Source organism: Nocardia transvalensis NBRC 15921, from assembly GCF_000308875.1.
In the GTDB taxonomy this organism is placed as follows: Bacteria; Actinomycetota; Actinomycetes; order Mycobacteriales; family Mycobacteriaceae; genus Nocardia; species Nocardia transvalensis.
On sequence record NZ_BAGL01000019.1, the window covers coordinates 26,416 to 43,680 of the forward strand.

Annotated in this window: 15 protein-coding genes and 1 pseudogene; 10 read left to right on the top strand and 6 right to left on the bottom strand. The window is 69.9% G+C overall.

Annotated features, from left to right (window positions below):
* Positions 1–10: 10 nt before the first annotated feature.
* Positions 11–1,231 carry an MFS transporter gene (locus ON41_RS07555; protein WP_040746378.1) on the bottom strand — a complete coding sequence of 407 codons (1,221 nt, stop codon included), beginning with the start codon at positions 1,229–1,231 and terminating at the stop codon, positions 11–13.
* A 199-nt stretch (positions 1,232–1,430) separates the two neighbouring features.
* On the opposite strand from ON41_RS07555, the gene ON41_RS07560 reads away from it, so the two are divergent.
* Together ON41_RS07560 and ON41_RS07565 are read left to right on the top strand one after the other, a co-directional pair.
* Complete coding sequence (locus ON41_RS07560; protein WP_040746380.1) at positions 1,431–2,402, top strand: AraC family transcriptional regulator; 972 nt, start codon at positions 1,431–1,433, stop codon at positions 2,400–2,402.
* Between the two features lie 178 nt (positions 2,403–2,580).
* Positions 2,581–2,988 carry an acyl-CoA thioesterase gene (locus ON41_RS07565; RefSeq protein WP_051161096.1) on the top strand — a complete coding sequence of 136 codons (408 nt, stop codon included), beginning with the start codon at positions 2,581–2,583 and terminating at the stop codon, positions 2,986–2,988.
* A gap of 48 nt (positions 2,989–3,036) precedes the next feature.
* On the opposite strand, the gene ON41_RS07570 is transcribed toward ON41_RS07565, so the two are convergent.
* Genes ON41_RS07570 through pdhA form a run of 3 tightly spaced genes read right to left on the bottom strand, consistent with a single transcriptional unit; the run spans position 3,037 to position 6,504 of the window.
* Positions 3,037–4,419, bottom strand: coding sequence for a dihydrolipoamide acetyltransferase family protein (locus ON41_RS07570; protein WP_083905203.1), 1,383 nt, complete (start codon positions 4,417–4,419; stop codon positions 3,037–3,039).
* 28 nt (positions 4,420–4,447) lie between these two features.
* A complete protein-coding gene (locus ON41_RS07575) occupies positions 4,448–5,428 on the bottom strand; it encodes an alpha-ketoacid dehydrogenase subunit beta (RefSeq protein WP_040746383.1) in 981 nt (326 codons plus the stop codon).
* Positions 5,425–6,504 carry a pyruvate dehydrogenase (acetyl-transferring) E1 component subunit alpha gene (gene pdhA, locus ON41_RS07580; RefSeq protein WP_040746472.1) on the bottom strand — a complete coding sequence of 360 codons (1,080 nt, stop codon included), beginning with the start codon at positions 6,502–6,504 and terminating at the stop codon, positions 5,425–5,427. Before pdhA ends, ON41_RS07575 begins: the two co-directional genes overlap by 4 nt.
* A 530-nt stretch (positions 6,505–7,034) precedes the next feature.
* Between pdhA and ON41_RS07585 the strand changes: the two genes are divergently transcribed.
* The 5 genes and pseudogenes from ON41_RS07585 to ON41_RS07600 all read left to right on the top strand — a co-directional run bounded on the left by ON41_RS07585 (position 7,035) and on the right by ON41_RS07600 (position 11,012).
* Positions 7,035–7,568 (top strand): Lrp/AsnC family transcriptional regulator, encoded by a 534-nt coding sequence (locus tag ON41_RS07585; protein WP_051161085.1) that lies wholly within the window; start codon positions 7,035–7,037, stop codon positions 7,566–7,568.
* Positions 7,569–7,791: 223 nt separating this feature from the next.
* A pseudogene (locus tag ON41_RS43370) lies at positions 7,792–8,049 on the top strand (MarR family winged helix-turn-helix transcriptional regulator); the annotation flags it as partial.
* A 273-nt stretch (positions 8,050–8,322) separates the two neighbouring features.
* Positions 8,323–8,751: a nitroreductase family deazaflavin-dependent oxidoreductase gene (locus tag ON41_RS42615; RefSeq protein ID WP_040746476.1), complete on the top strand. Its 429-nt coding sequence runs from the start codon at positions 8,323–8,325 to the stop codon at positions 8,749–8,751.
* 79 nt (positions 8,752–8,830) lie between these two features.
* On the top strand, positions 8,831–10,039 hold the full coding sequence (locus ON41_RS07595; RefSeq protein WP_040746385.1) for a benzoate/H(+) symporter BenE family transporter: 1,209 nt from the start codon (positions 8,831–8,833) through the stop codon (positions 10,037–10,039).
* A 151-nt stretch (positions 10,040–10,190) separates the two neighbouring features.
* Complete coding sequence (locus ON41_RS07600; protein ID WP_040746387.1) at positions 10,191–11,012, top strand: sulfurtransferase; 822 nt, start codon at positions 10,191–10,193, stop codon at positions 11,010–11,012.
* Between the two features lie 5 nt (positions 11,013–11,017).
* On the opposite strand, the gene ON41_RS07605 is transcribed toward ON41_RS07600, so the two are convergent.
* Both ON41_RS07605 and ON41_RS07610 read right to left on the bottom strand, forming a co-directional pair.
* Positions 11,018–11,668 (bottom strand): HNH endonuclease family protein, encoded by a 651-nt coding sequence (locus ON41_RS07605; protein ID WP_051161097.1) that lies wholly within the window; start codon positions 11,666–11,668, stop codon positions 11,018–11,020.
* A 124-nt stretch (positions 11,669–11,792) separates the two neighbouring features.
* Positions 11,793–12,152, bottom strand: a complete 360-nt coding sequence (locus tag ON41_RS07610; protein ID WP_040746389.1) for a hypothetical protein — start codon at positions 12,150–12,152, stop codon at positions 11,793–11,795.
* A 462-nt stretch (positions 12,153–12,614) separates the two neighbouring features.
* Between ON41_RS07610 and ON41_RS07615 the strand changes: the two genes are divergently transcribed.
* The 3 genes from ON41_RS07615 (at position 12,615) to ON41_RS07625 (ending at position 17,247) form a co-directional block, all read left to right on the top strand.
* A complete protein-coding gene (locus ON41_RS07615) occupies positions 12,615–13,574 on the top strand; it encodes an alpha/beta hydrolase (protein ID WP_246829467.1) in 960 nt (319 codons plus the stop codon).
* Between the two features lie 86 nt (positions 13,575–13,660).
* Complete coding sequence (locus tag ON41_RS07620) at positions 13,661–16,483, top strand: DEAD/DEAH box helicase (RefSeq protein ID WP_040746391.1); 2,823 nt, start codon at positions 13,661–13,663, stop codon at positions 16,481–16,483.
* Positions 16,480–17,247 carry an SWIM zinc finger family protein gene (locus ON41_RS07625; protein WP_040746393.1) on the top strand — a complete coding sequence of 256 codons (768 nt, stop codon included), beginning with the start codon at positions 16,480–16,482 and terminating at the stop codon, positions 17,245–17,247. Before ON41_RS07620 ends, ON41_RS07625 begins: the two co-directional genes overlap by 4 nt.
* Positions 17,248–17,265: the final 18 nt, after the last annotated feature.

The following is a 17,265-nucleotide window of genomic DNA, read 5'->3' on the forward strand; positions in this document are numbered from 1 at the left end:
GACGGAGACGCTACGTGTTTTTGTCCTTGAGGTCAACAAAGAGGGTCGCGGCCGCCTTGTCCGGCGCGGCGATCTTGGCGAAAGCCGCGCACAGCACGACCAGTACCAGCGGAAATATCAGCGCGACGGTCAGCGAGGTGGGCTTGGACAGCCAGCCGATGACCGACGGCCCGGCCAGGAAACCGAGGTATCCGAGGCTGAATACCCGCGACATGTCGGTCGCCGCGGTCGCGGTGCCGAGATTGCCCGCGGCCGTGAAGATCTGCGGGACCCCGCCGGCCAGGCCGATGCCGAGCAGCGCCCATCCGGCCAGTGTCAGCGGCACCCACATCGAGGAGATGATCAGCACCAGCCCGGCCGCGGCGAGCACACAGCCCCAGCGCACCACCGCGACCGGGCCGAACCGGCCGCTGACGCGGTCCGCGCCGAACCGCCCCACGGTCATCGTCGTGGAGAAGGCGCCGAACGCCAGCGCGGCGGTGGCCTCGTCGGCGCCCAGATGCTCGCGTAGTTGCAACGCGCTCCAGTCGTTGGCGACGCCCTCGGTCATCAGCAGCGCGAACGCGACCGCCGCGAGCGCCAGGACCTTGCGCGATATCGCCCGGCGAGGACGGTCGGCTGGTGTATCGGCCGGATCGTTTGTGGCGGAGTCGGATCCGACCCTCGGCAGCAGGCGGGGCGCGCACGCCGCCACGAGTACGAGGCCGAACGCGCCCGCCGCGGCGAGCGTCGCCCGGATATCCCAATCCCCGCGCATCGCCGCCGCGCCCGCCAGTGACCCGACCAGGCCGCCGCAGGAGAACAGCGCGTGGAACGCGGACATGATCGGCCGCGGATATTCGCGCTCGACCTGGACGGCCTGGGCGTTCATCGAGACGTCGAGCGCCCCGTTGCCGAATCCGAACAGGGCCAGCGCGAGCCCCAGCTGCGCCGGCCCCGTCGCCAGGCCCGGACCGAGTACGGCCAGCGACACCCAGCACGCCGCCGCGGCCACCAGCGTCCGGCTGCCGAAGCGGTCGGCCAGCGGCCCGACGGCCTGCATGCCGACGATGCCGCTGCCGGCCATGAGCAGGATCAGCATGCCCAAGGTCGCGTTCGACGTGCCGGTGCGCTCGGTGATCGCCGGGATGTGCACCACCCACATGGCGGCCAGAAACCCGTTGAGGCCGAACACCGCGAAGACCGCGGCGCGCGCCATCCGGACCGGGGGAGCAAGCGTCGTTGCAGCCATTGATCCGACGGTACCGGCAACCATCGCCGGCAGCTCCCCGTTTCCCCCACCGCCCGCGGCCCCGTCGACGTGGCCGGCTGGGTGCCGAATAGTGCCCACCTTCAACCGGTTTCACTTCGATTCTAATGCGGGGCACCGACAAGTTCCGGCCCCGAGAATCAGGGTTGAGAAGGCTGGGGGCATCTGCAAGAGTTTGAGGGTGGATCCGCTGGAAAGCCTGCTCGAGGGGCCGCGGGCGCGTGGCGCCTTCGTCATGCGCTCATTGCTGGACCCACCGTGGTCCCTGCGCATCCGGGACGAATCGCCGCTGACGGTGGTGGCGGTGGTTCGCGGCAGCGGCTGGATCCTGCCCGACCCGCGCGGCGGGCGGCCCGACCCCCCTCGCGCCGGACTTCCGGGCACCGGTTCGGCCGTGCAGCTGCACGAGGGCGATGTGGCGATCATCCGCGGCCCCGACCACTACACGGTCGCCGACGATCCGGCCACCGAGCCGCAGGTGTACATCAATCCGGGTCAGGTCACCACGACGCCCGACGGCGAGGTGCTCTGCGAGGTGTGGAGCCTCGGCGTGCGCGGCTGGGGGCCCAATCCGGACGCCCCCACCATGCTCGTCACCGGGACCTACGAGCAGGAGAGCGCGGCCAGCCGCCGCCTGCTGCGGGCGCTGCCACCCCTGATCGTGCTGCCGGGCGCCGAACTCGACAGCCCGGTGCTCGATCTGCTGGTCGACGAGAGCGCCAAAGACCGCCCCGCGCAGGGCGCCATGCTGGACCGCCTGCTGGATCTGCTGCTCATCGCGACCCTGCGGGCCTGGTTCGCGCGCAACGACGCCCCCGCCTGGTACCACGCCTACGCGGATCCGCTGGTGGGCAAGGCCCTGCGCCTGCTGCAGAACAATCCGGCGCATCCGTGGACGGTGGCGGCGCTGGCCACCGAGGTCGGAGTGTCGCGGGCGGCGCTGGCCCGGCGCTTCACCGATCTGGTCGGCGAGCCGCCGATGTCCTTCCTCACCGACTGGCGCCTGGCCCTGGCCGCCGACCTCCTCCAGGACTCCGACGCCACCGTCGAATCCATCGCCCGCCGAGTCGGTTACGGCAGCGCCTTCGCCCTCAGCACAGCCTTCAAGCGCCATTACGGTGTGAGCCCGCGGGAGCACCGGCAGAGCGCCTGACGCACCGCCCCCCATCGTTCCGGCGCGCACTCCGTTGTTTCCGGCATGCTCGCGCACTCCCTTGTTTCCGGCATGCTTTTGGCCGGAAACCACCTCGCGAGCACCCGCAAAGCGCCCATACCGACCGCACTATTCTCCAGGGGTGACCACGCAGCAGGACTATCCGGTGCTCTGGCCGATGCCGACCCGGTGGGCGGACAACGACCACTACGGGCACGTCAACAACGTGACCTACTACTCGTACTTCGACACCGCGGTCAACGCCTGGCTGATGCACGCCACCGGCACCGATATTCGCGAACTGCCCGCCATCGGCGTGGTCGTGCAGACCTCCTGCCACTTCCGCGGCTCGCTCAGCTTCCCCGACCAGCTGCGCGTCGGCCTGCGCGTCTCCCGCCTCGGCCGCACCAGTATCACCTACGACCTCGCCATCTTCCGCGAGGACGGCGACGACCTGGAACTGGCCGCCACCGGCGAGTTCGTCCACGTCTACGTGGACAACGACACCCGCAAGCCGGTGGACATCCCTGCTGTCATTCGCACGGCGGCAGAGGCTCTGGTCCCCGCCGAAAACCTGCCGGGATAATCTCCGGCACGTGGGTAGCTCTTTTTCCCGGCACGCTTTTGGCCGGGATCACACCCTCCCCAGCAACGTGAGCGGGTCTTCGAGCAGCGAGGCCACCGTGGCCAGGAACCGCGCGCCCAGTTCGCCGTCGATCATGCGGTGGTCGAAACTGATGCCCAGCGTGGTGACCCAGCGGACCGCGAGTTCGTCGCGATAGACCCACGGCTGCTTGCGGATCGAGCCCAGGCACAGGATCGCACCCTCGCCCGGATTGACCAGCGGCACACCGGTATCGACACCGAAGACGCCGACATTGCTGATGGTGAACGTGCCGCCGCGCAGATCGGCGGGCGTCGCGCTGCCCGAGCGGGTGACGTCGGCCAGCCAGCCGATCTCCCGGCACAGCTCGCGCAGGCTCAGCGACTGGGCCTCCTTGACGCTCGGCACCAGCAGCCCGCGGTCGGTGGCGACGGCGATCCCCAGATTGACGTAGTGCTTGGTGACGATCTCCCGGCGCTCCTCGTCCCACGAGGAGTTGATGCCGGGGAACTCGGCCATCGCCGCCAGCGCGGCCTTCGCCACCAGCGCCAGCGGCGTGAGCGAGAGCCCGGAGAAGGAGTCGGTGCTGCGCAGATGGTCCAGCAGTTCCATCGAGGCCGTGAAGTCGGTGGTGGCGAAGGCGCTGGCCTGCGGGATGGTGCGGGCGCTGGCCACCATGGCGGCCGCGGTGCGCTTGCGGACCCCGCTGACCGGGGTGCGGGTCTCCCGCGTCGAGGGGACGGCGCGGATGATGCCGCCGTCGGGACGCATGGTCGGCACCGGCGGGGTGCTCGGGCGCGGCTCGTCGGAGTCGGCGGCCGCGTCCTGCCGGGCCCGGCCGGGCGGCTGCGAGACGGGCACCGCGTGGCGGACATCCTCCACGGTCACCGCGCCACCGGGCCCGGAACCGGCGACGAAGGAGATGTCGATACCCAGCTCGCGAGCCAGTTTCCGGGCGGCCGGGGTCGCCGGGGGACGGCCGGGAATATCCGGATACGTCGGCGTGGTCTCGGAATCCGGCTGTATCGCAACGGTATTCGTGGCGGGCCGCTTGCGCCGCGAGCCGATGTCGCTCTCCGGGCCGTAGCCCACCAGCACGGCCTGCCGCTCGGAGGTCTCCACGACCTCCGGCGGGGTGACCGCGAATTCGGTGGCGACCCGGATCAGCGGCGCGCCCACCGGCACGGTGTCGCCGGGCTGTGCCAGCAACTCCAGGACCTCGCCGGCGAACGGGCACGGTAGCGCCACCTGCGCCTTGGCGGTCTCGACCTCGGCGATGGTCTGGTTCAGCTCCACCCGATCGCCGACGGCCACCGCCCACGACACCAGTTCGGCATCGGTCAGACCCTCACCGAGATCGGGTAGCCGGAACTCCAGGACGTGGTTCTGATCAGCTGCAGCCGGGTCTTCCAACGGGCACCTTCTGTCTGAGCGGTCATGGTCAGGCGGCGAGCGTGCGGTCGACCGCGGCCAGGATGCGGTCGGGGTCGGGCAGGTGGTGCCGTTCGAGCTTAGCCGGGGGATAGGGGATGTCGAAGCCTCCGACGCGCAGGACCGGCGCCTCCATGTAGTAGAAACAGCGTTCGGTGACGCGGGCGGCGATCTCGGCGCCCAGACCGGCGAAGACCGGCGCCTCGTGCGTGACGATCAGCCGTCCGGTCCGGCGCACCGACGCCTCGACGGTGTCGAAATCGATCGGCGACAGGCTGCGCAGGTCGATCACCTCCAGCGAATGCCCCTCCTCCGCCGCGATTTCCGCTGCGGTCAGAGCCGTGCGCACCATCCCGCCGTAGGCCACCACCGTGGCATCGTCGCCCTCGCGCCGGATGCGGGCGCGGTCGAGCGGGAACGGATCGTCGTCGAGGGCGTCGAAGTCGACCTCGGCCTTGTCCCAGTAGCGCCGCTTGGGCTCGAAGAAGATGACCGGATCGTCCAGTGAGATCGCCTGGCGGATCATCAGATAGGCGTCGGCGGGATCGCTCGGCGCGACGACCCGCAGGCCCGCGGTATGCGCGAAGTACGCCTCCGGCGACTCGGAATGATGCTCCACCGAACCGATGCCGCCGCCGAACGGGATGCGAATCGTGATGGGCGCGAACACCTTTCCCTGCGTGCGATAGTGGATCTTGGCGACCTGCGAGACGATCTGGTCGAACGCCGGATAGACGAACCCGTCGAACTGGATCTCGCAGACGGGCCGGAGTCCGCGCAGTGCCATGCCGAAAGCCGTTCCGACGATGCCGGATTCGGCCAGCGGGGTGTCGATGACACGATTGTTGCCGAAGTCCTTCTGCAGGGTGTCGGTGACGCGGAAGACGCCGCCCAGCCGCCCGATGTCCTCGCCCATCAGGACGACCTTCGGATCGTCCTCGAGGGCCCGGCGCAGTCCGGTGTTGAGAGCGTTCGCGAAGGTGGTGTTCATGGCCGGGCTCCTTCCAGATACTCGGCGTACTCCCGCCGCTCCTCCTCGATCAGCGGATGCTGGGTGGTGTAGACGTGGTCGAACAGCTGCGCCGGATCCGGGTCGGGCATATCGATCGTCGCCGCGCGGACGATGCCGCCGACCTCGTCGGACCGCTCTCGTACCCGTTTCTCGAAATCGTTGTCCCACTGGTCTTCCCGCTCCAGCAGGCGCCGGATGCGGTCGATCGGGTCGCGGCGCTGCCACACCTCCGTCTCGGCGGCGGAGCGGTAGCGGGTGGGGTCGTCGGCGGTGGTGTGCGGGCCCATGCGATAGGTGATGGCCTCGATGAACGACGGCCCGCCGCCGGCGCGGGCCCGGGCCACCGCCTGACGCGTCACCGCCAGCACCGCCAGCACGTCGTTGCCGTCCACCTGGACGCCGGGAATGCCGTAGCCGTAGGCGCGCCGCGCGATCGGGGTCGGGCTCTGCACCTCGACCGGCGCGCTGATGGCCCACTGGTTGTTGGTACAGAAGAACACCACCGGCGCGCTCCACGACGCGGCGAAGCCGAGGGCCTCGGCCATATCGCCCTGGCTCGTCGCGCCGTCGCCGAAGTAGGTGAGCACCGCGATCTCGGTGCCCTCCAGATGCGCGGCGTAGGCGTAACCCGTGGCGTGCAGGCCCTGCGCGCCCACCACGATCGCGGGGTTGGTCATGTTGATATCGGCCGGATCCCAGCAGTGGTGCGCGGTCCCGCGCCACAGCCGGGTGATCAGGCCCGGGTCCACGCCGCGGCAGTAGGCGACGCCCGCCTCGCGGTAGCTGCAGAACACGTAGTCGTCGGAGTGCAGGGCGTGCGCCGAGCCGATCTGGGCGGCTTCCTGACCCAGCAGGGGAGGCCACAGTCCCAGCTGGCCCTGGCGCTGCAGCGCGGTCGCCTCGGTATCGATGCGGCGGGCGACCACCATGTCCTCGTAGAGCTGCCGCAGGTCGGCGGGCCCGATATCGGATATCGGGGCGGCATGCTCTCGATCGAGCACGCGGCGCCCGTCGGGCTGGACCAATTGCACCGGATAGGTCATCGGATCGGCCATCACCATCGCCTCCCGTCCGCCGCGGTGCCGGGGTCTCCGTACTTCGCGACGTAGAAGTGTGCTGTACCTCACAGCATCCACGATTGAGCGACCTGCGCAAGTACGGACACGCCAAATGCGCAAAATGCTCGAAACCCGGCCCCTGCACCCTGACAAGCTGCATCCACTGATCAGCTGCCCCACCCCGAGCCTCACCATTCGCACCCTCGCGGAGGCGCACATTCCCGGCACCCTCCCTCCACACTGGGCGAACTCATCCGTCCGCCCAGCTTTCCGGGCGCACTTGCCTGCGGGCGGCGTCCCCCTCCTCGTCCCGCCATGTCCTCCTTGTTTCCGGCGTGCCCTCCTTATTCGTTCCGGTGTGCTCTTCGTTGTTTCGGGCGTGCCCTCCCCGTTTCCGGCGTGCCCTTCGTTGTTTCCGGCATGCTTTTGGCCGGAAACTCACACCGTTGAGCTTCCTGCTCACGTCCTGACATACAGACTGGGCAGGTTGCTCGCACTGCTCGTGTGATGGCTGTCATACTGCCTGCATGTCGAGTGGAGAGCCTGTCGGAGCCGTGGTGGACGCAACGGATGCGCGACTGTTGCTGGAACTGGTGGCGAATCCCCGCGCCACCGGCGTGGAACTGGCCACCCGGCTAGGGCTGTCGCGTAATACCGTGCAGGCCAGGCTGGCTCGCTGGGAGGCGGGGGGCGTGCTGGCGAGCTTCGAGCGCCGCGTCGACCCGCGCGCCCTCGGCTACCCGCTGGCGGCATTCGTCGCGGTGGTGGTCGATCAGCACACGCTGGACTCGGTGGTCGACGAACTGGCCGAGGTCCCCGAGGTGACGGAGGTGTGCGGCATGACGGGCCCCACCGACCTCACGGTCCGCGTGGTCGCCCGCGACGCCGACGACCTCTACCGCATCGCCGGCCGCATCCTCAAGATCCCCGGCGTGGAACGCACCAACATGGCCCTGGTCATGCGCCAACTGGTAGGCCCCCGCACGGCCCCCCTCCTCCGCCGCATGTCCACCCCCAACGGCGCCCCCCGCCCCCTGGGCAACCCGGCCCCCACCCGCTAAGTCCAGGCCCCCTCGCCGCCCTAAGTTCACGCACCCCCTGTGCACTCTCGCACCCGTTCCAGCGTTATGGAACGGGTGCGAGGGTGTGCAAGGGGTGCGTGAAGCGCGGGTGCGTGGAGCGCGGGTGCGTGGAGCGCGGGTGCGTGGAGCGCGGGTGTGCCCCGCTTGCCTCTGAATTAGTTATCTGAATAATATTATTCAGATAACTAATTTGGGAGTGCTCATGGATTTCGAACTCGCCGATAGCCTCAACCAGGCCATTCGGCTGTTGAGCCTGCGTCATCGGGCCAGGGCTGCGGCTTTGCTGTCACCGCTGGGGCTGCATCCGGGTCAGGAAGCGCTACTGCTCGAACTTGCCCGGACCGGGCCGATGATCGGTGCGCAGCTCAGTGAGGCGCTCGGGTGTGAGCCGCCGAGTGTCACCGTGATGACGCGCAAACTCGAAGCCACCGGGCACATTCGCCGGACACCCGCGCCCACCGACAAGCGGGCCGGCATCTTCGAACTCACCGACAGCGGTAAGGCCCTTACGGACCAGGTGAAACAGCTCTGGTGCGGCCTGGCGGAGGAAACCGTGGCCGGGTTGCCCGCCGACACCGTGGCGGGGATACCCGCGCTCCTGGAGACCATGACCGCCAACGTCGACACCAGACAGCCTCGCCGCCAACACGATTCGTTCACCCGATCGCAGCAGGCCGTTGCGCCCGTCGAGCAGGCGGCAGCGAAGGCGCCCGAGCAGCATGAGCCGAGCGCTCTGGGCTGGGTCCGCGACCACGTCGACCAGATCGTGCGCACCGGCACGACCGACAGCGTCACGATGGGCGGCAGTCCGACCGTGCTGATGAGTTACCGAGGGGCCAAGACCGGCAAGGTTCGCAAAACACCCCTCATGCGCGTCGAACATGAGGGCTCCTTCGCCGCGGTCGCATCGAACGGTGCCCAGCCGACCAACCCGCAGTGGTACGCGAGCCTCGTCGCCACCCCGGTCATCGAACTTCAGGACGGGACGGTGACGCGGTCCTACCGTGCACGCGAGGTGTTCGGGGACGAGAAGGCCCGCTGGTGGCGTCGAGCCGTGGACGCGTTCCCGGACTTCGCCGACTACCAGCGGCAGACCGACCGCCAGATCCCGGTCTTCGTACTCGAGCCGATCCACGAGAACCAGCCCGCGAGCGGCACTTAGGCCGACAACCACGGGAATTCGGTCCAGTTTCGGGGGAGTGGCTCGTGACTGGACCGGGTGGGTTGGTGAGGATTGCGCGGTGACCGCGACCGCTGATGCCGAATCGAATGCCGCCGAGACCGAGGTGGGGGTGTGGCATCCGGTGGGGGCGGGGGTCGTGGCGACGCTGGTGGGGTTCACCAGTTCGTTCGCGGTGGTGCTGGCGGGGCTGCGGGCGATGGGGGCGACCCCCGCGCAGGCGGCGTCGGGTCTGCTGGCGCTGTGCGTCACCCAGGGCATCGGGATGGTGCTGCTCAGCAGGCGATACCGGATGCCGATCACGCTGGCCTGGTCGACGCCGGGCGCGGCCCTGCTGGCGAGCGCGGGTGCCGCGGCGGGTGGATGGCCCGCGGCTGTCGGGGCTTTCGCGGTGACCGGCGTGCTCATCGTCGTCACCGGATTCTGGGCGCGGCTGGGCCGCTTGATCGCGGCCATTCCGGTCGAGATCGCGCAGGCCATGCTGGCGGGAGTGCTGGTGCCGCTGTGCCTCGCGCCCGTGCACGCGCTGACGACCAGTCCGGCCGTGGTGATTCCGGTCCTGGTGGTGTGGCTGGTGCTGCAACGCTTCGCGGCGCGCTGGTCGGTGCCCGCGGCCTTCGCCACCGCCGCGATCGGGGCATGCGTCGATATCGCGGTCGAGCATCGCCGGGTGGATTTCGGCGCCATGGTCCCGCACGTGGAGTGGACCGTGCCGCACTGGAGTTGGCAGGCGATGATCGGCGTGGCGGTGCCGCTCTACATCGTCACCATGGCCGCGCAGAACATCCCCGGCACCGCGGTCATGAGTTCGTTCGGGTATCGCGTGCCGTGGCGGGCGGCGCTGAGCACGACCGGACTGGGCACTGTCGCGGGCGCCTGCGCGGGCGGGCACGCGATCAACCTCGCCGCGATCAGCGCCGCGCTGGCGGCCGCGCCCGCCGCGCACCCGGATCCGCACCGGCGCTGGATCGCGGCGTTCACGACCGGATGCAGCTACCTGGTGCTGGCGCCGGCGTCCGGCGCGCTGGTGGTCCTCGTCGCCGCGGCCCCGGAGGGCGTGCTGGAAACCGTTGCGGGACTTGCCCTCATCGCCACCCTGGCCGCGGCGCTGACCTCCGCCCTGAGCGTGGCCGAGCACCGGATCGCCGCGGCCGTCACCTTCCTGATCTCGGCCTCGGGCGTCGCCCTGCTGGGAATCGGGGGCGCGTTCTGGGCCTTGGCCGCCGGCCTTCTGGTGCGCTGGACGCTGCGCCCGCGCCCGCCGTCCTGATCACTGACCTCGATCCCCGACGGCGACGAGATCGGTTTCGGGCAGGCCCCGCGGTGACCGGCGAAGCACGCGCATCCGGCAGTGCGGCGGGCGATCTGTCGTAGGGTGGGTGTGTTCGCGTCCCGGGTACAGATCTGACAGAGGAGCTGGCTTGACCGCGGTATTGATTTCGGCCGACGACCTTCGGAAAGCGCTGTCCGACAGCGACTCCCGCGTGCACGTTCTGGATGTGCGCTGGGCGCTGGGCGACCCGGACGGGCCGCAGCACTACCTCGACGGCCACATACCCGGCGCCGTATTCGTCGATCTCGAGACCGAGCTGGCCGACCCGCCGTCGCCGGCGCACGGCCGTCATCCGCTGCCCGACCTCGCCCATCTGCAGAAGTGCGCGCGCAGCTGGGGTCTGCGGGAGGGGGAGCCGGTCGTGGTCTACGACGCCACCGGGGGCATGGCCGCCGCGCGCGCCTGGTGGCTGCTGCGCTGGGCCGGGGCGCCCGACGTGCGGATTCTCGACGGCGGCCTGCCCGCCTGGGAGCGCGCGGGCGGGGAGACCGCCACCGGCGGCGAGCCCGATCCGGTCCCCGGCGACGTGGTGTTCAGCCCCGGCAATATGCCCGTGATCGACGCCGACGGCGCCGCGAACTGGGCGGGCGTGCTGCTGGACGCCCGCGCCGGGGAGCGCTATCGCGGTGAGGTCGAACCGGTCGACCCCCGCGCCGGGCACATCCCGGGCGCGGTGAGCGCGCCGACGGCCGAGAACCTCACGGCCGACGGCACTTTCAAATCCGCCGAGGAGCTGCGGGCCCGGTTCGCGGACCTGGGCTCGGACGAGGTCGCGGTCTACTGCGGGTCGGGAGTCACGGCCGCGCACCAGGTCGCGGCACTGGCCGTGGCCGGTATCGAGGCCAGCCTCTATCCCGGCTCGTGGTCGCAGTGGTCCAACGATCCGAAGCGCCCGGTCGCCACCGACTGATCCGGTCACGGGCACCCCCTGGCCACCCGTTCCAGCGCGTCGCGGTCCGCGACGGTGACGGGCAGATCGTATTGCGTTGCGGCCGTGAGGTATTTCCCGGCGTAGAAGCAGCGGTAGGCGCGGGCAGGCGGGAGCCAGTCCGCGGGCGTGCGGTCGCCCTTGTCCTCGTTGGTCCGGCCGTCGACGGCCAGCAGGGTGAAGTCGATGTCGTTGGCGAATCGGATGCGCTGGGGCAGCGGCCATGCCGAGGCGCCCATATCCCAGGCGGCGGCCAGCGGGTAGACGTGATCGATCTGCACCTCGCGCGCCTGCGCCTTGTCGAAGTCGATGCGAGTACCGGTATAGGGGTCTTGCAGAACACCCGCGACCACCACGCAGTCCCGGCTACCCGGGCGGTAACGGACCTCGGTCAGCTGCCGGGCCAGCACGCTGTTCCGCGAATCGCAGCCGTCGTGCCCGCCGGGCCCGTCGTGGTCATCGGACCAGGCCGGACCGAACACGCAGCCCTCGCCCGACCGGCACCCACGCTGATATCCGCCCGGATGCGTCCTGCGCTCGACAACCCGTACGACGGACAGCAACCCGTCGAGCTGAGCGCGCGTAGGACTGCCCGGCGCGGGCGGCCCACCCGACAGTATCGAGCACCCCGCGATCATCACCACGACGGCCAGCACCGCCGCACCCCACCCTCCCCGTTTCACGATTCAGGTGTACACGGGGACACCGACAGGAACGCCGGCTCCCACCCCCGTCCGGGGCCGGTACCCCACCGCCGCAGCCCTACAACCAGGCCCTGGCCAGCAGATCCTCGGGGAGTTCGGCCGGCTGGGGCGGGAACCTGGTCGCCGCGATGGAGTCGATCCGCGACCCGTCGTGCCCGATCAGCCACGAACCGCCCCGCTCCTCGCATTCGGCGATCTTCGCGAACGTCGTGAGCAGGAACGTGACCGCGTCGCGCGGATCGACCGTCCGCGCGAGCCGCTGCGACTCCCCGGGCCGCGACAGATCCAGCCACACCCCGGCCTGCCCGTCCAACCGCATGCCGACGATCTTCCCGGCGTCGACAAAGGTGAACTTGCGCCGCTCCCACGGCGTAGTCGGCGTGAAACTCTGCTCGAGTACCTGGAGCAGAATAGTCATATTCACTGCCCTCCTCGTGCGCGCACAGCACACGGCCGACCTCACCCTCGGCTGTGACCAGCGGATATTCCAGTATGGTCCAATTCGCGGCCGATGGGTATAGGTATGGGTATAGGCGAGGCGGTCCACGTGGCCCCGACCATTGACAGACCCGTATGACGCGGGTCGGAGAAGGCGATGGGAAGGCGTCGGCGCGGCCTCCCGAAGCCCTGGTAGGGAGGACTGCCCTCGCAAGCGTGCGGCGTACAAGGTTCTCGTCAGAAATGGTCGTATCAAACCGGATTCGGGCCGCACTCGATGAGAACACGGGGGAGTAACGAATTCCGTGTGTCAGGGGTGTGGAACCACTGGGCTTCGAATTCTGCTGTGCCGCAATCGGATACTTCGTAACCTTTGTCTGTCAGGGTTGGGCGTGAGGGGATCGGCATGTCGCCCGGTATTCGAACAGTGTGGGTATTCGTTGTGTCGGCGATCGTTTCGTGCGTCATGCTGGCGGCGACGGTGGTGGCGGCACCGGCCGCGTCGGCACAGGCGTGGATCGATCACGTCGTCGCGCGTACGGATCGATGGCTCCAGGTTTTCGTGTGGTCGCCCGCGATGGATCGGGTCGTCCAGGTGGATGTGTTGTTGCCGAGGAATACGGCGGGGCCGCATCCCACGCTGTATCTGCTCGACGGGAATTCCGCGGACGAATCGGTGGGGCAGAGCACCTGGACGCTGAAGACCGACGCCGTGCGGTTCTTCGCCGACAAGCCGGTCACGGTCGTGCTGCCCGTGGGCGGTGGCGGCACCTTCTACACCGACTGGCTGCGCGACGATCCCGAACTGGGGCGCAATCAATGGGAGACCTTCCTCGCCGAGGAACTTCCCCCGCTGATCGACACGCGTTTCCACGGCAGCGGCGCGAACGCCGTGGCGGGCGTCTCCATGGGCGGGCAGGCGGCGATGGCCCTGACCTTCCGCAACCCGGCCCTTTATCGCGCGGCCGCCGCGTACAGCGGCTGCCTGTTCACCAGCACCCTCGGCCAGGGATACGTGCGCACGGCGGTCGTCCAGCGCGGCGGCGATCCGGACAATATGTGGGGCCGGGCGACCGATCCGCAGTGGCGTGCGCACGACGTCAGCCTCCACGTCGGTGACCTGCGAGGTAAGTCGCTCTTCGTCTCCGCGGGCAGCGGCATTCCGAGGCCCACCGATGCCGAGATCGACCGGCGATCGTCCTGGCCGGACACCTTGATCGAGTCCGTCGTCATCGAACGCGGCGCCTACGAGTGCACGGGGGTCCTGGACGCCCGCCTGCGCGCCCAGGGCGTCCCGGCCACCGTGACGTATTACACGTTCGGCGTCCACTCCTGGCCGTACTGGCAAGCGCCCCTGCACGATTCGTGGCCGGTGCTCGCCCGGGGCCTCGGCGTCGGCTGACGACAGTTCCGGAAACTGCCTCGTGCGCGCACTGAGCTGCCCCAGGGGCGGTGCGGGATGTCGGAGGGAGCTGATTTGATGGGTGGATGCTGCACGGGTTGTGGACGCCGGGATCCGGGTTGGTGCTGTGGCGCCATCCGGAGGACGCGCGCGACCTCGGTGCGCTGCCGGATTCGCTGGGGTCGCTGATCGCCGGGGCGCGGTTCCGGCACAGGGCGCAGGTGCTGGTGGCCGGGCCGGACGGGCCCGAGGTCGTCGAGGTCCCCGCCCACGCGCTGATCCCCGCGGCGGCCGCGGAGGTTCTGCTCCAAGAGCTGCCTGCCTCGTCCGCTGCCGCCGACCTGCGCTTCCTCGGACATGTGGCGCGGGGGATCGAGCGGTGGGTGCGGTCCGGGCGCGTAGTGCCCGAGATGCGGCGCGACGACGGCGACTGGTGGGTGCGGTGGCGGCTGGTCGGCGGTCAGCGGCAGCGGGCCTGGCTGGCCGAACTGACCGCCGCCGTGCCGCCCGCCCTGCGCGTGCCGGGGCGGCCCGCCGCGATACTCGAGGACCTGGTGGCCGAGCTGGCCGACCCGATCGCGCGCCTGCACCTCGACGCCGACGCGCGCGAGCAGGAGCATCCGCTGCCGGCCGCCCTGGTCGCGGGCGAGCCCCTGGAAACCGGATCGCACCGGGTGTCGGGGGCGCTCGAGGAATGGCGTACCAGCCTCACCGCCGGGGAACCGGAGCTGGTGCTCCGCCTGCTGGAACCCGACGACGATCCCGAGACGGGCGCGGAGGGTTTCGACGCGCTCTGGCGGCTCGAGGTGTGTCTGCGCGCGGAAGGCGAAGCACCGCAACCAGTTTCGATTCACGGTGACCCGGTGCAACTGAAGCTGGCGGCGGAGAAGGTGACCGGGGCGGTCCAGGCGTACCCGCGGCTGCGCGATCTGCCCCGCGAACCGGGCGGGATCGACTTCCTCCTGCCCACCCCGGTGGTCCAGGACCTGGTGGCCCACGGCGTGCACGTCCTGCGCGCGTCGGGTGTGCACCTGCTGCTGCCCCGGGCCTGGCGCGTGGTCGCGCCGAGTATGCGGCTCAGCGTGCAGAGCCCGGCCGCGACGGAAACGGCGGTCGGCCTGAGCGGCCTGGTGTCCTACCACTGGGAACTCGCCCTCGGCGACACCGTACTCACCCCGGCGGAGATGGCCCGGCTGGTACAGGCGAAATCGGATCTGGTGCGGCTGCGCGGCCAATGGGTGCAGGCCGACCACCGGGTACTGGCCGCCGCCGCGGCCTACCTGGACGGCCGCACCACGGAGACGACGGGTTCGCTGACCGACGTCCTCGGCCAGATCGCCACCTCCGAGGTCAAGAACGTGCCGATCGAGGAGGTCCGGGCCACCGGCTGGGCGGCCGGGCTGCTCGACTCCACCCGCCGCGCCGAACCCGTCGACCCGCCCGCGGGCCTGAAGGCCGAACTACGCCCGTACCAGCTGCGCGGATTGTCCTGGCTGGCCACCATGAACCGCTACGGCTGCGGCGGCATCCTCGCCGACGATATGGGCCTGGGTAAGACCGTGCAGGTGCTCGCTCTGCTGCTGCACGAAAAAGAGAGCGCGGCAAGGGATTCCGCCCCCGGCCCGACGCTGCTGGTGTGCCCCATGTCGGTCGTCGGCAACTGGCAGCGCGAGACCGAGCGTTTCGCCCCCGAACTCCGCGTCCTGGTCCACCACGGCGCCGGGCGGCGCACCGGCGCGGAATTCGATGCGGCCGTGTCGGATTCGGACCTGGTGATCACCACCTACGCGCTGCTGGCCCGCGATGTCGAGCAACTGCGGCGGCAGCGTTGGGAGCGCACCGTGCTGGACGAGGCGCAGCACATCAAGAACGCCAATACCCGCCAGTCCCGCGCGGCACGGCTGATCCCGGCGCGACAACGCCTGGCGCTCACCGGAACTCCGGTCGAGAACCGCCTGGAAGAGCTGCGCTCGATTCTCGACTTCGCGGCGCCGAATCTGCTGGGCAAGGCCTCGCAGTTCCACGCTCGCTTCGCCGTCCCGATCGAGCGCGAGCACGACGAGAACGCGATCACCCGGTTGCGCACCGTCACCGGGCCGTTCGTGCTGCGCCGCGTCAAGACCGATCCCGCCGTGATCTCCGACCTGCCCGACAAGATCGAGATGACGGTGCGGGCCAACCTGACCGTCGAACAGGCCGCGCTGTATCAGGCCGTGGTGGACGATATGGTGGCACAACTGAAGCACTCCAAGGAGATTCAGCGCAAAGGCGTGGTGCTCGCGGCGCTGACCCGGCTCAAGCAAGTGTGCAACCACCCCGCGCATTTCGCCAGCGACGGTTCCCCGGTGCTGCGGCGCGGGCAGCACCGCTCCGGCAAGCTCGCCCTCGTGGAGGACGTGCTCGAGTCGGTGCTGGCCGACGGCGAGAAGGCCCTGCTGTTCACCCAGTTCCGCGAGTTCGGGGAGCTGATCGAGCCGTACCTGACCGAGCGATTCGGCACCCGGATCCCGTTCCTGCACGGCGGCGTGCCGAAGAAACGCCGCGACGATATGGTCACCGGATTCCAGCAGGACGACGGCCCGCCGCTGATGCTGCTGTCGCTCAAGGCCGGCGGCACGGGCCTGAACCTCACGGCCGCCAATCATGTTGTGCACCTGGATCGCTGGTGGAATCCGGCGGTGGAGAACCAGGCCACCGACCGTGCCTTCCGGATCGGCCAGCGGCGCGACGTCCAGGTCCGCAAGCTGGTGTGCGTCGACACCATCGAGGAGCGCATCGACGACATGATCAGCGGCAAGCAGCAGCTGGCGAATATGACCGTCGGCGCGGGCGAGAACTGGATCACCGAATTCAGCGACGACGAGATCCAGCGGCTGTTCGCGCTCGGATCCGAGGCGGTGGGCGAATGAGTCCGTATCCCGATTACAGCAAGTACGGCAAGCGGCTGCCGGTGCGCGGCGGCGTCGAACCCCGCAACCGGCGTGGATCGTTCGCGCGCACCTGGTGGGGCCGCTCGTTCATCGACGCGGTCGAACAGGTCGCCGACGCGGGCAGGCTGGCGCGGGGCCGGTCGTACGCCCGCTCGGGCCAGGTCGTCACCTATCACGTGGAATTCGGCGCGGTGACCGCCGAGGTGCAGGGCAGTCAGCCGCGCCCCTTCACCGCCGTGCTCACCCTGCGGAAACTCCGCGACGAACGCCTCGACGAGCTGGTCGAGCTGGTGCGCGACACCCCCGGCATGCTGGCGCAGCTGGCCTCCGGCGCCGTGCCGCGGGAGCTGGGTCCCCTGCTGCTGCCCACCACGGCCTCGGAACTGGATTTCGGGTGCAGCTGCCCGGATTCCGGCTGGCCCTGTAAGCATGTGGCGGCCGTCTGCTACATCGTCGCCGAGCGGCTCGACGGCGAGCCGTCCGTCATGCTCACGCTGCGCGGACTCGACCTGGACACACTGATCAGCGGGGTCCAGAGCGACAGCGGCACAACGGTTTCCGACGACCTCTACGGCGAAAACGTCGCCCTGCCGCGCCTCCCCGAACCGGACTTCCGCCCCGCGCTGGACGATCTGGATCCGGTCCCGCTGCGTCAGGCGCTGCGGATGACGGCCGAGGACGAGCACACCGCCGAGACCGGCCTGCGGGAGTTGCGCGACCTCTACCGGGCGTTCGGCTCGTAGGGCGGACCGCCGGTCAGG

Excerpts from the sequence above, each read along its gene's own strand:
- ON41_RS07555 (WP_040746378.1), bottom strand. The coding sequence starts at position 1,231 with ATGGCTGCAACGACGCTTGCTCCCCCGGTCCGGATGGCGCGCGCCGCG.
- ON41_RS07620 (WP_040746391.1), top strand. The coding sequence starts at position 13,661 with ATGCTGCACGGGTTGTGGACGCCGGGATCCGGGTTGGTGCTGTGGCGC.
- ON41_RS07625 (WP_040746393.1), top strand. The coding sequence starts at position 16,480 with ATGAGTCCGTATCCCGATTACAGCAAGTACGGCAAGCGGCTGCCGGTG.
- ON41_RS07575 (WP_040746383.1), bottom strand. The coding sequence starts at position 5,428 with ATGAACACCACCTTCGCGAACGCTCTCAACACCGGACTGCGCCGGGCC.
- pdhA (WP_040746472.1), bottom strand. The coding sequence starts at position 6,504 with ATGGCCGATCCGATGACCTATCCGGTGCAATTGGTCCAGCCCGACGGG.
- ON41_RS07585 (WP_051161085.1), top strand. The coding sequence starts at position 7,035 with ATGTCGAGTGGAGAGCCTGTCGGAGCCGTGGTGGACGCAACGGATGCG.
- ON41_RS07565 (WP_051161096.1), top strand. The coding sequence starts at position 2,581 with ATGCCGACCCGGTGGGCGGACAACGACCACTACGGGCACGTCAACAAC.
- ON41_RS07605 (WP_051161097.1), bottom strand. The coding sequence starts at position 11,668 with ATGATCGCGGGGTGCTCGATACTGTCGGGTGGGCCGCCCGCGCCGGGC.
- ON41_RS07610 (WP_040746389.1), bottom strand. The coding sequence starts at position 12,152 with ATGACTATTCTGCTCCAGGTACTCGAGCAGAGTTTCACGCCGACTACG.